Origin of the sequence: Mesorhizobium sp. LMG 17147 (genome assembly GCF_024297145.1) — a bacterium.
In the GTDB taxonomy this organism is placed as follows: Bacteria; Pseudomonadota; Alphaproteobacteria; order Rhizobiales; family Rhizobiaceae; genus Mesorhizobium.
On the sequence record NZ_JANCTC010000009.1, the window covers coordinates 212,955 to 224,204 of the forward strand.

At 62.2% G+C, this 11,250-nt stretch carries 12 protein-coding genes; 9 read left to right on the forward strand and 3 right to left on the reverse strand.

What is annotated here, in order from left to right; genetic code table 11:
• The first annotated feature begins 148 nt into the window (after positions 1-148).
• The 3 genes from NMG46_RS18740 to NMG46_RS18750 are packed head-to-tail and all read left to right on the forward strand — an operon-like array spanning position 149 to position 3,245.
• On the forward strand, positions 149-1,264 hold the full coding sequence (locus NMG46_RS18740) for an ABC transporter permease (RefSeq protein WP_254819103.1): 1,116 nt from the start codon (positions 149-151) through the stop codon (positions 1,262-1,264).
• Between the two features lie 14 nt (positions 1,265-1,278).
• Positions 1,279-2,091, forward strand: coding sequence for an ATP-binding cassette domain-containing protein (locus NMG46_RS18745; protein WP_254819104.1), 813 nt, complete (start codon positions 1,279-1,281; stop codon positions 2,089-2,091).
• A 32-nt stretch (positions 2,092-2,123) separates the two neighbouring features.
• Complete coding sequence (locus NMG46_RS18750) at positions 2,124-3,245, forward strand: Gfo/Idh/MocA family protein (RefSeq protein ID WP_254819086.1); 1,122 nt, start codon at positions 2,124-2,126, stop codon at positions 3,243-3,245.
• Positions 3,246-3,256: 11 nt separating this feature from the next.
• Here NMG46_RS18750 and NMG46_RS18755 read toward each other — a convergent pair whose 3' ends face one another.
• Both NMG46_RS18755 and NMG46_RS18760 read right to left on the reverse strand, forming a co-directional pair.
• Complete coding sequence (locus NMG46_RS18755; RefSeq protein WP_254819087.1) at positions 3,257-4,030, reverse strand: FadR/GntR family transcriptional regulator; 774 nt, start codon at positions 4,028-4,030, stop codon at positions 3,257-3,259.
• 30 nt (positions 4,031-4,060) lie between these two features.
• Positions 4,061-5,062 (reverse strand): LysR family transcriptional regulator, encoded by a 1,002-nt coding sequence (locus NMG46_RS18760; protein ID WP_254819088.1) that lies wholly within the window; start codon positions 5,060-5,062, stop codon positions 4,061-4,063.
• 110 nt (positions 5,063-5,172) lie between these two features.
• On the opposite strand from NMG46_RS18760, the gene NMG46_RS18765 reads away from it, so the two are divergent.
• The 5 genes from NMG46_RS18765 to NMG46_RS18785 all read left to right on the forward strand — a co-directional run bounded on the left by NMG46_RS18765 (position 5,173) and on the right by NMG46_RS18785 (position 8,569).
• Positions 5,173-5,787 (forward strand): nitroreductase family protein, encoded by a 615-nt coding sequence (locus tag NMG46_RS18765; RefSeq protein WP_254819089.1) that lies wholly within the window; start codon positions 5,173-5,175, stop codon positions 5,785-5,787.
• Positions 5,784-6,641 carry an EamA family transporter gene (locus NMG46_RS18770; protein ID WP_254819090.1) on the forward strand — a complete coding sequence of 286 codons (858 nt, stop codon included), beginning with the start codon at positions 5,784-5,786 and terminating at the stop codon, positions 6,639-6,641. Before NMG46_RS18765 ends, NMG46_RS18770 begins: the two co-directional genes overlap by 4 nt.
• A 759-nt stretch (positions 6,642-7,400) precedes the next feature.
• Positions 7,401-7,637, forward strand: a complete 237-nt coding sequence (locus NMG46_RS18775) for an RNA-binding protein (RefSeq protein WP_254819091.1) — start codon at positions 7,401-7,403, stop codon at positions 7,635-7,637.
• Between the two features lie 82 nt (positions 7,638-7,719).
• Complete coding sequence (locus NMG46_RS18780; protein ID WP_254819092.1) at positions 7,720-8,028, forward strand: hypothetical protein; 309 nt, start codon at positions 7,720-7,722, stop codon at positions 8,026-8,028.
• 52 nt (positions 8,029-8,080) lie between these two features.
• Positions 8,081-8,569, forward strand: a complete 489-nt coding sequence (locus NMG46_RS18785) for a nucleoside deaminase (protein WP_254819093.1) — start codon at positions 8,081-8,083, stop codon at positions 8,567-8,569.
• A 96-nt stretch (positions 8,570-8,665) separates the two neighbouring features.
• On the opposite strand, the gene NMG46_RS18790 is transcribed toward NMG46_RS18785, so the two are convergent.
• A complete protein-coding gene (locus NMG46_RS18790; RefSeq protein ID WP_254819094.1) occupies positions 8,666-9,562 on the reverse strand; it encodes an NAD(P)-dependent oxidoreductase in 897 nt (298 codons plus the stop codon).
• Positions 9,563-9,707: 145 nt separating this feature from the next.
• On the opposite strand from NMG46_RS18790, the gene NMG46_RS18795 reads away from it, so the two are divergent.
• Entirely contained in the window at positions 9,708-10,646 is a 939-nt protein-coding gene (locus NMG46_RS18795) for an NAD(P)-dependent oxidoreductase (protein ID WP_254819095.1), read from the forward strand.
• Positions 10,647-11,250 lie beyond the last annotated feature (604 nt).

Below are 11,250 nucleotides of genomic sequence, written 5' to 3' on the forward strand. Positions count from 1 at the left end.
GGCCAGCGCTCCGACGGAACGGGAGAATGCGCCAAGCGCTCTCCCGTTCGTTCGAAGATTGCGATTTGAGCGATTGGAGAGCCTAATGGCAGTCGTGGAAGACAAGGCGATATCTCCGGGTGAACTGAAGGCGACCGACCGCTTCGGCATGACGTCGAAGCGGGCCGCCGGCGCCGACGAACGGTTGGCCAGCACCGGCAAGCTGACCCAGTGGCTGCGCCGGCCGGAAGCCGGTGCCGCCGGTGGGCTGCTTGCGACGATCATCATCTTTGCGCTGCTGCCGGGCGCCGCGAACCTCTATTCGCTGCAGGGGTCTATGACCTTCCTGACGCTGTCGGCGGAGCTCGGCATCGTCGCCACCGCGGCAGCACTCCTCATCATCGCCGGCGAGTTCGATCTTTCGGTCGGCTCCATGGTCGGCTTCGCCGGTGTCGTCATCGGGCTGACGGTGAAGTACTGGGGACTGCCGCTATGGGGCGGCATCGCCTGCGCCTTCCCCGTTGCCATCCTCACCGGCTATCTCAATGGCCTGATCGTGGTGAAGACGCGCCTGCCCTCCTTCATCGTCACGCTCGCCACGCTCTATATCCTGCGCGGACTGTCGATCGGCATCACTCGCGCCGTCACCGGCCGCACCCAGATCCCCTACATACTCGAAGGCGCACCGGATCCGGCGACGGCCGGCATTTTCAACGGCCATCTGCTCACCGGCCTGTTCCACTGGATGGGCGCGCAAGGCTGGATCGCCACCCGCAGCGACGGCATTCCCTTCGTCGCCGGCATTCCGATGTCGATCGTCTGGTGGCTCGGCCTGACGGCGCTGGCCGGCTACGTGCTGACCCAGACGAAATACGGCAACTGGATCTTCGCCACTGGCGGCGACCTGATCGCAGCCCGCAACGTTGGCGTGCCGGTCGATCGCGTCAAGATCAGCCTGTTCATCTACACCGCCTGCGCGGCGACGCTGCTTGCCACCATCCAGGTGATGGAGGCGGGCTCTGCCGACACCACGCGCGGCCTGCTCAAGGAATTCGAGGCGATCATCGCCGCAGTCATCGGCGGCGTGCTGCTCACCGGCGGCTACGGCACCGTCTATGGCGTGCTGTTCGGCGCGCTGATCTTCGGGCTGGTGCAGATGGGCATCTTCTACACCGGCATCGACACTGACTGGTTCAAGGTCTTCCTCGGCATCGTCATCCTGATGGCTGTGCTGGTCAACAACTACATCAGGCTGAAGGCGCTCGGCCGCGGAGGTGGCAAATGACCGAGCCGGCCCAAATGACCGCGCCAGCAATGGAACTGCGCGGCGTCAGCGTCAATTTCGGTTCGGTGCGCGCCCTCCAGGACATCGACATCAAGGTCTATCCGGGCGAGGTCCACTGCCTGCTTGGCGATAACGGCGCCGGCAAGTCGACACTGATCAAGGTTCTGTCCGGCGTCTACCGGCCGACCAAGGGCGAAATCCTGGTCGACGGTAAGCCGGTCACTTTCCGCAGCCCGCGCGACGCGCAGGAACTCGGCGTGGCAACGGTGTTCCAGGACCTCGGCATGATCTCGCTGATGTCGATCACCCGTAACTTCTTCCTCGGCCGCGAGCCGACCAAAAGCAGCCTGCCCTTCTCGCGCATCGACAAGGAGCGCGCCAACACCATCGCCAGGCAGGCGATGGCCGATATCGGCATCGACGTGCGCGATCCGACGCAAGCCGTCGGCACGCTGTCGGGCGGCGAGCGCCAGTCGGTGGCGATCGCCCGCGCCGTGCATTTTGGCGCGCGCGTGCTGATCCTCGACGAGCCGACCTCCGCACTCGGCGTCCACCAGGCGGCGATGGTGCTGAAATTCATCATCGAAGCGCGCATGCGGGGCTTGGCCGTCATTTTCATCAGCCACAACATCCACCATGCCTATCCGGTCGGCGACACTTTCACCCTGCTCAACCGCGGCCGCAATCGCGGTACCTACGCCAAGTCGGAGATCTCGCGCGACGAGGTCATCTCGATCATGTCGGGCGGCGAGGATCTGAAGGCGGTCGAGGCGGAGATTGCCGGCCTGCTCGCCCAGATCGGCAACCGGCCGCCCGCGGCGCCTTGAGCCGACATCAGGACATTGCGGGGAATGATCCAATGAGCAGGATACGCGTCGGGGTCGTCGGCGCCGGCATGATCTCGCAGGTCGAGCATATCCCCAATCTGCTGCGCCTTGGTGAATTGTTCGAGGTCGTCGGGGTCGCCGATCCCTCGAGGATTTCGCGGCAGTTCGTCACCGACACCCATGGCATTGCCAATTTCGAAACGATCGACCAGCTCTTCGACCAACCCCTCGACGCTGTGGTGATCGGCTCGCCGGACCCGCTACATCACGAACAGGTGCTGGCGGCGCTGGCGGTTGGTCTGCATGTCTTTTGCGAAAAGCCGCTCTGCTATTCGCTGGCGGAAATCGCCGAGATCATCGCCGCGCGCGACGCCGCCAGGAAAATCGTTCAGGTCGGCTATATGAAGCGCTTCGATCCGAGCTACCGGCTGGCGCTCGCTTCGCTGCCTGGAACATCAAGCACGCTGCGCGCGGTCTCGGTGGAAGTGAACGATCCCGACGCCTGGCCGTTCATCACCCACCAGCCCTACAGGCGCGGCACCGATATCCCCCACGACCTGATCGCTGCTGTCGCCGCCAAGCAGAAGCGCCAGGTCGAATACGCCATCGGTGTCCCTGTGACGAAGCTCGCTTTCCGTGGATTTATCGGCGCTTACAGCTCGGCCTTGATTCACGACGTCAACGCCGTCCACGGCCTGCTCGACGCGCTCGGCGTGCCGGACGGCGAGGTCGTCGGCGCGCAGATCTTTGCCAATGGCGACGGCGGCCAGGGCGCCGTCAAGTCGCTGGACGGGCAGGCCCTGTGGACCATGACCCATCTCACCGTGCCCAAGCTTGCCGACTACAAGGAGCGGATCACGCTGTTCTTCGACGATGCCAGCCTCGAGCTCGAATTCCCCTCGCCCTGGCTCAACCATCATCCGACCCGGCTGACGGTGACGACCTCGGACGGTCACGTACTGTCGAAGCGTGATTTGCGGGCCGGCTACGCAGAAGCCTTCGTCGAGGAGATGCGTGGCTTCCGGGCGGCCATCGTCAATGGCGACCCCGTCGTCAACCCGCCCGAACACGCCGCCCGCGACCAGGAGCTGCTCCTCGGCCTGACATGGCAGCATCTGGCGACCGCACCCTTCGACTGGGCGCTCAACCTGTAGCCGAACGGCCGCTACCTGGACTTGATGACGCTGTCGGTATTGGCAAGCAGCTTGCGCACCGCATTGCGCGCCGCGTCCGGCCGCTGCAGGCGGATGCTCTTCTCGATTGCCTCGTGCAGCCTCTGCGCATGCTGCAAATCGTCGAGTTCCCGCGTCGTAAAAGCGAACAGATGATCGAACGCCGATTCGATCAGCACGCCGAGCGGCACCAGCAGATCGTTGCCCGAGGCGCGCAGGATGGCGAGGTGGAACCGCGTGTCGGCGCGCGTTCGCTCCTGCAGATTGGTCGCCTCGCCCATCTCGCGGCAGGCCTGGCTGATCTCGGCCATCTGCTCGTCGGTGCGCCGCATCGCGGCAAAGGCGCTGGCCTCCGGCTCGATGATGTGGCGGAATTCCTGCACGGTCCTGAGGAACACCTCGCGATCCGGCGAGGTCGCGTACCAGGCCAGCACGTCGCGATCGAGCAGGTTCCAACGCTCTTTCGGCTCGACCCAACTGCCGATTTTGGGACGTGACGACAGCAGGCTCTTCGCCATCAGCATTTTGATGGCTTCGCGCACCGCCGAGCGGCTGACGTCGAAGGTCTCGGACCATTTGGCTTCGTTGGGCAGGATGGTTCCCGGCGGATAATCGCCGCGCACGATCCTCAGCCCGATTTCGTTGGCCAGCGACGCGTGAACGCTCGACCCGGGTATGCGCGCCGCATCGGCCCGGCGAATACCGCTCGTGCGTTCGGCGAACGCCTCGGCCGCTGTCTTTCCCTTGTTCGGCTTCGCGTCCTGCATAGCTCCACAAAGTCCGGATTTGGAGGCGTGTCAAGGAGATGAAATCGACGGCAATATCTCAGTTTGGTTTTCCGCCTCAGTCCCCTCCTCGACACCGCGCTTTGCCGAGCGCTCCCGCCGGAGCGGCACAAACAGCTTCTCTTTGTTCCGATTGAATTCCTCGATCAGGAAATCAAGGAAGACGCGGATTTTCGGGGCAAGATGCTGCCGTGCCGGATAGACCGCGTAGAGCGTGGTTTCGACGTTTTCCCAGTCATCCAGAGCCGATTGCAGCCGGCCTGCTTTCAGGTCGCTCTCGACATAGGGATAGGGGATCAGGCTGACGCCGAAGCCGGCGCGCAGCGCATCGCGCACGGCAAGGCTTGACGAGACCGAATATCGTCCGTCGATAGCGATCCGCTCGACGCGGCCGTCCTTGCGGAATTCCCATATGTCCGCATGCCCCGAGAGGCTGAACCGGATGCAATTGGCCGCCTTCAAATCGGCAGGCGTCTTGGGCCGGCCATGCTCCTCGAAATAGGACGGAGCTGCGCAAAGCACGTGCGGCATGACCGCAAGCTTTCTCGCGACCAGGCTGGAATCCTCGAGATTGTCGCTGCCGCGAATGGCCAGGTCAAATCCCTCCCGCACGATATCGACGCGCCTGTCGTCAAGATGCAGATCGAGTTTCAAATCGGGATAGCGCGATAGGAACGCGGGGATGGCAGCCGAAAGCCGCGTCAACGTGACAGTCATCGGCGCGCTGACCCGCAACGTGCCGCTCGGCGCCGTCTTGATCGGGCCGAGGACCTGGTCGGCCCTGGCCAGCGCATCGAGCCCATGCGTGACATGCTCCAGATAGATTCTGCCTTCTTCGGTCAGGGCCATGCGCCGCGTTGTCCGGTTGATGAGCCGCACTCCCAGATGCGCCTCCAATTCGACGATGTTCTTGCTGACCGCGGGAGGAGAGAGACCGAGCCGCCGTCCGGCTTCGGCAAAGCTGTTCAGTTCCGCCACATGGCGGAAAACCTGCAACGCAGTCAGGCGATCCATCTCATCATTCTCTTCTAGTAAACAATGTCTTTCAATTATCGCGTATTATCGCTCGTTGGTAAATTCTCTATCTGCTATCCGAACGGCTTGCTCAATTTCGGAATGACATGATGACCAACCCCACAATCTCCCTGATCGAGCGGCGCATGTCGGCCAATCGGTTCGATGCCTCGCATGCATTGACGGATGCCGCGGTCGAGGAACTGGCACGCCTCGCAACGCGCGCGCCAACCGCCTACAACCTTCAGAATTGGCGGTTCATCGCCGTGCGAACGCCGGAAGCAAAGGCGCGGTTGCGCAGCGTGGCCCATGGCCAGGCCAAGGTGCAGGAAGCAGCGGTCACCTTCGTTATCTGCGGCGTACTGCCCGACCACGCTGCCCTCAATGCCAGGCTGCGTCCTTTCGTGGAAGCCGGTTTCATGCCGGCGGATATGGCTTCGGGCTGGCGGGAGGGCGCCCGCGCCCAATATGCCGATCCTCTAGCGGCCCGCGACGAGGCGGTGCGCTCGGCAACGCTCGGCGCCGCAACGCTGATTTTCGCGGCCGAAGCGCTGGGGCTCGTCTCCGGTCCGATGGCCGGCTTCGATGCCGAAGGCGTGGCGCGCGAGTTTGGCCTTGGGCGCAATGAAGTGCCGGTGATGCTCATCGCGGTCGGCCGCGCCGCGCCCGGAAACTGGCCGCAAAAGCCCCGCCGCCCTCTTGCCGAAGTACTGGAAATCTTATGAAAACGCGCCGTTCCGATCTGTTGCTTACAGCCATTGCGCCGGCGATATGGGGCAGCACCTACATCGTCACCACGCAGTTCCTGCCGAACTTTTCGCCGATGACGGTTGCGATGCTGCGAGCCTTGCCCGCCGGATTGCTGCTGCTCGCGATCGTTCGGCAACTGCCGACGGGCATCTGGTGGCTGCGCAGTTTCGTCCTCGGGGCCCTCAACATCTCGATCTTCCTGAGCCTGTTGTTTGTCGCCGCCTACCGGCTTCCGGGCGGGGTCGCCGCGACCGTGCTGTCGGTCCAGCCGTTGATCGTGATTTTCCTTGCCGCTGCCCTGCTTGACAGCCCTGTCCGCCGGTTGGCGATCGTGGCCGCCCTTGTTGGGATCGCAGGTGTCGCATTGCTGGTGCTGACCCCGAATGCGGCGCTCGATGCGGTTGGCGTTGCCGCCGGCCTCGCCGGGGCGGCCTCTATGGCCTTCGGAAGCGTATTGGCCCGTAAATGGCAACCGCCAGTATCGCTGCTTACCTTCACGGCATGGCAACTGACCGCCGGCGGTCTGCTGCTCGTTCCAGTGGCGCTGCTTTTCGAGCCTTCCATCCCGCTCCCGACCGGCGCCAACCTGCTTGGACTGGCGTGGCTCGGGCTGATCGGTGCGGCGCTGACCTATGTCCTCTGGTTCCGGGGCATTGCGCGACTGGAATCCGCAGTGGTGTCATCGCTGCTTTTCCTCAGCCCGGTGACCGCCGTGCTGCTTGGATGGGTATTCCTGGATCAGACACTGACCTTGCCTCAAATCGCCGGCGTCGTTTTCGTCATCGGCAGCATCTGGCTGGCTCAACGCCCTAGTCGGAACGAGGCTTGAGCCTGAGCGGGAAGTGGGTCAGTTTGAAAATTCGATCAAGACGGATGGCCGAAGACGGTTAAAATAAGCGGGACCGCACCGAAGCTGCAGAAAAACACAACAGCACCACATGCAATCACCCGGCCCGGTATCAGAAAGCGGGCTGACCAAAATCCAGCACGAAGTCTTGCGTCTCGCCTCCCCAGTCGTTTGCTCCATGGAAGGTTCTGCTCATCAATTGACCCATAGAAATCGGTGCGCAGAATTATGCTTAGGAGTGCGACGAACATGGCTGCGAAGCTCATGGCCAAGACAACGACACAGGCTGTTATTGGAATAAACAAGTGAGGATTGTTCGCCCACTCGTACTTCAAATGTCCTCACTCCCTTGCTTTTTGGCCGCGGACCATCGGCTTCTCTGCCTCTTTGGCTTTGGATCAGCGCGACGATACCACTGATTTCCCAAAGCTCGCCAGTGACGCCAGCGGTCGGTGATGTCTCAGTTTGAAATTTGAAATATGCGAAAGCGCTTATCCCGGTTTTGTCGGCCAAGGCGGAAACGCCTATATGCTTACCCGAAAGCATGGAGAGCGACAGTGCTCAGTTTCACGCAAGATGGATTGGAGGGCTGGACGTTCGTGGCTGACGAGATATCGGTTGGCCAATACCGAATCCGTGGCCGTCATTTTGACGGTCGTTCGGTCGAACGCCACGGGTCCGACTACGATGCCCTTAAAACTGAAGGTATAAATGATGCGCGGACGCTTGGGGCGAGGCTGAATGCCAACCGAACCTAAAGGCCAGAAGCGCCCCGCCGACGTTATCGGCAACGCCGTCCGCGTCATGCGCATTGCTACCGGCGAGGAAGCCGACGACGTGCAGGACGACGGCAAAGACCCTGCCGCAAAGGCACTTGGCGCAAAGGGCGGAAAGAAGCGCGCCGAGACCATAACGCCGGTGCGGCACGCCGAGATCGCTAGGAAGGCTGCTGAGAAGCGTTGGGCGGCTAAGAGATAAGTTTCTCTAATTCCGTAAGTGTCTCGATATGGTCATCGGTCGAGAGCGGCGCTAGTGAAAAGAACGTGTTGGAATCCCAAGCATGACCAACGCGCCGTTCAAGACGGAATGGCTCTGGCGCTGGCCCCTCAAGGCTGCCAACAAAGCTAATCCCAATCCCACGGAATTCATCATTAGGGCCGCCAGCACGTCGCTCGGTGAACGGCAGATCCTTACCATGCGCATGCAGATGCGCCCCCTTACGCCCCTGGCTAATGCGTTCTCAAAGAAAGTTCGAAAACCGCGCTTACATGGTTGCGCTGTACACCGGCTGGTGCACTTCATCCGTGTTCACAAGACTCTGAAAAATGTCCAAAATTCAAAACTGACTCACTACCGCCTAGGCCGTTGACTTGTGTCGGCGGATTGTTCGGCACTATGGTCAGGCGGCGGAGGATCTGCCGATGCCACAACGGCCCTATGATGAGCGTCTGCTCCGTCAGGCGTTCGAAGTCGCGCGCAGAGCCCGCGATGCTGGCGAACATCCCTTTGGTTCGCTCCTCGCCGACAAGGACGGCAATGTGTTGCGCGAGCAGCCCAACGGTTACAAAGCCGGCGGCGGCGACCGCACCGCTCACGCCGAAAGGCTGCTGGCCTCGTGGGCGGCGATGAATGTCAGTCTCGAAAAGCTGGCTTCCTGCACCCTCTACACCTCGGCCGAACCTTGCGCGATGTGCTCCGGGACAATCTATTGGGCGGGCATCGGACGGGTCGTCTTTGGGCAGAGCGAACATGACCTCAAGCGGGTAACGGGTGCACATGTCGAGAATCCCACGCTCGACCTGCCCTGCAGGATCGTCTTCGAAGCCGGGCAGCGTCCGACTGAAGTCGTCGGCCCGCTGCTTGCCGATGAAGCGGCGCAACTCCAGGCCGATTTCTGGAAAGACAAGTAGCTCGATTGCCCGCGCGCGCGGCAAACACGCGAGCCTAGCCTCGTGACGAAAAATCGGGGCTGGCTCAGTGGCGGCTCCGCGTCAGCTGCGCGCCAGTCAGCTCGTCTTGACGTACTTCCGCCAGCTGTGCTCCGGCCGGAAGCCGAGCATGTCGCGCGCCTTGCGGTTGGAGAGCAGCGTCTCGTATTCGCCAAGTTCGCCCTTGACCGGCACATCGGGGTAAAACCGCTTCAAAAGTTCGGCTGTCGGCAGGTCGGACGAGGTGTCGTCATTGGCGGCGTTGAACACCTGGTAACCGAGCCCGTCCTTCTCGATGGCGCGCAGCGTGATCTGGCCGAGGTCGCGCGCGTCGATATAGCTCCAGGCGATGCGCTTGCGGAAACCCGGATCGGCGAACCATTTCGGAAACAGCGAATATTCATGCGGCTCGATGACGTTGCCAATGCGCAGGGCGTAGATGTCGGTGCCATCGCGTTGTGCAAACGCCCGCGCGGTCTTCTCGTTGACGACCTTGGACAGCGCATAGCTATCCATCGGATCGACGTCGTACTCCTCGTCGAGCGGAAAATGCGTCGGGTCGCGCGGTTCGTTGGCGAAGACCAGGCCGTAGGTGGTTTCGCTGGAGGCGATCACCACCTTGCGGATGCCGAGCTTCACCGCAGCCTCGATGACGTTGTAGGTGCCGAGCGCGTTGATGCGGAACACCTCGTTGTCGGGCGTGATCATGATGCGCGGGATCGCCGCGAAATGCACCACGGCATCGACCGGCTGCGAACGCAGCGAAGGATCGAATTCATGCAGGCCCATATAGCTCGACAGCGCATTGAACACCTGCCCGCTGTCGGTGATGTCGGTGATCAGCGTGCGCACCTTGGGATTGTCGAGCGGCTTGGTGTCGATGTTGAGCACCTGGCAGCCCTGCTCGACCAGATACTGCACGACGTGGCGCCCGGCCTTGCCGCTGCCGCCGGTGAACATGATCCGCTTCGTCATTTTGCTCTCCTAAGATTCATGTGTATTGTCAGACAATACCGAACTCTGCAATCGCCTGCCACGGCATGCGGCAAAAACCCGCTTCAACAATTCGCCGGCAAGGTGCAGCGCCGTCATCCATCATTGCAAAATAGGACGAAACGACATGAACACGACCGCCGCGAGCGAAAAGATCGGCTTCATCGGGCTTGGCCTGATGGGGCACGGCATAGCGAAGAACATCGTCGACAAGGGTTATCCGCTGACGTTTCTCGGCCGCAAGAACCGCACGCCGGCGCAAGACCTGCTCGGCCGCGGCGCCAGGGAAGCGGCGACCTCGCGCGACGTCGCGACGGCCTCCGACATCGTCTTCATCTGCGTCACCGGCTCGCGCGAGGTCGAAGCCATCATCCGCGGCCCAGGCGGCCTCAAGGAAGGCCTGAAGCAGGGATCGGTTGTCGTCGACTGCTCGACCTCTGATCCCGTTTCGACGGTGGCGCTGGCCGCCGAACTCAAGGGGCTAGGCGTCGATTATGTCGATGCCCCGCTCAGCCGCACGCCGAAGGAGGCTTGGGAAGGCACGCTCGACGCCATGGTCGGCGCGCCCGATGCGGTCTTTGCCCGGCTGAGGCCGGTGCTCGAAACCTGGGCCGGGCGCATCGTCCATATCGGCGACACCGGCGACGGCCACCGCATGAAGCTACTCAACAACTTCATTTCGCTCGGCTACGCCGCGATCTATTCCGAGGCGCTGGCGCTGGCGCAGAAAGTCGGCATCTCGCCGCCGCGCTTCGACAGCGTCATCCGCAACGGCCGCATGGATTGCGGCTTCTACCAGACCTTCATGCGCTGGACGCTGGAAGGCGACCGCGACGCCCACAAATTCACCATCGCCAATGCCTTCAAGGATCTCACCTATCTCGAATCGATGGCGGGTGCCGCCGGTATCGCCAACCCGCTCGGCAACGCCACCAAGAACGCCTTCGCCGGCGCCTTTGCCACCGGCCCCGCCGACCAGTACGTGCCGATGCTGGCCACGCATATCGGCAAGGTCAACGGCGTCGACCTGATGCCGACCAGGGACGGCAAGAATCAGACGATCTGAGAACGTTGAGATTAACGCCTGGGAGTGTCGCAACTGTAGACGTTCGCTGCCGACCAGCTACAGCCGCCAATCTCCAACGCTAGCGATTAGCCACATGACACCACACCTCGTCATCCCAGGGCGGAGCAGGAGCGAAGCGACGTCGCGCAGACCCTGGGATCCATGCCGTGATATCAGCCGAAGAATGCAGCGGCTCAGAACGGCGCTTGTATCCCATTGCGCTCGTTGCCCTTCCACCATGACCGCGAGCCAGAAGCTGCTGAAGCGCTGGCTCCGCCAATGGACGACCGAATTGATCGAGACGACCAGTCCCAGAGTGCTTCGAGCTTTTGCGCAGGACGGGGGTGGCAGCGTTTGGTTCTGGCCCGCTGGAGCACTGCCGCAAGGTAACGGGTCTGCGCCGCGTCGCTTCGCTCCTTGCTCTGCCCAGGGATGACGAAGGGAGGGGATGACGAAGGGAGGGTCTCGGCTAATCTCCTAGAGCGTCGGACATTCAGGTTGAATCGCGAAGGATTCCGCTAACGTCGGGTTTGTGATTCACTTCCTTAAGGAGGTGATTTGCCATGCCCAAGCCCTATTCGCTCGATTTGCGTGAACGCGTTGT

Bases quoted from the DNA above. Each gene is read 5' to 3' on its own strand.
- NMG46_RS18740 (WP_254819103.1), top strand. From the start codon at position 149: ATGACGTCGAAGCGGGCCGCCGGCGCCGACGAACGGTTGGCCAGCACC.
- NMG46_RS18795 (WP_254819095.1), top strand. From the start codon at position 9,708: ATGAACACGACCGCCGCGAGCGAAAAGATCGGCTTCATCGGGCTTGGC.
- NMG46_RS18785 (WP_254819093.1), top strand. From the start codon at position 8,081: ATGCCACAACGGCCCTATGATGAGCGTCTGCTCCGTCAGGCGTTCGAA.
- NMG46_RS18745 (WP_254819104.1), top strand. From the start codon at position 1,279: ATGACCGCGCCAGCAATGGAACTGCGCGGCGTCAGCGTCAATTTCGGT.
- NMG46_RS18770 (WP_254819090.1), top strand. From the start codon at position 5,784: ATGAAAACGCGCCGTTCCGATCTGTTGCTTACAGCCATTGCGCCGGCG.
- NMG46_RS18780 (WP_254819092.1), top strand. From the start codon at position 7,720: ATGACCAACGCGCCGTTCAAGACGGAATGGCTCTGGCGCTGGCCCCTC.
- NMG46_RS18760 (WP_254819088.1), bottom strand. From the start codon at position 5,062: ATGGATCGCCTGACTGCGTTGCAGGTTTTCCGCCATGTGGCGGAACTG.
- NMG46_RS18790 (WP_254819094.1), bottom strand. From the start codon at position 9,562: ATGACGAAGCGGATCATGTTCACCGGCGGCAGCGGCAAGGCCGGGCGC.
- NMG46_RS18775 (WP_254819091.1), top strand. From the start codon at position 7,401: ATGCCAACCGAACCTAAAGGCCAGAAGCGCCCCGCCGACGTTATCGGC.
- NMG46_RS18750 (WP_254819086.1), top strand. From the start codon at position 2,124: ATGAGCAGGATACGCGTCGGGGTCGTCGGCGCCGGCATGATCTCGCAG.
- NMG46_RS18755 (WP_254819087.1), bottom strand. From the start codon at position 4,030: ATGCAGGACGCGAAGCCGAACAAGGGAAAGACAGCGGCCGAGGCGTTC.
- NMG46_RS18765 (WP_254819089.1), top strand. From the start codon at position 5,173: ATGACCAACCCCACAATCTCCCTGATCGAGCGGCGCATGTCGGCCAAT.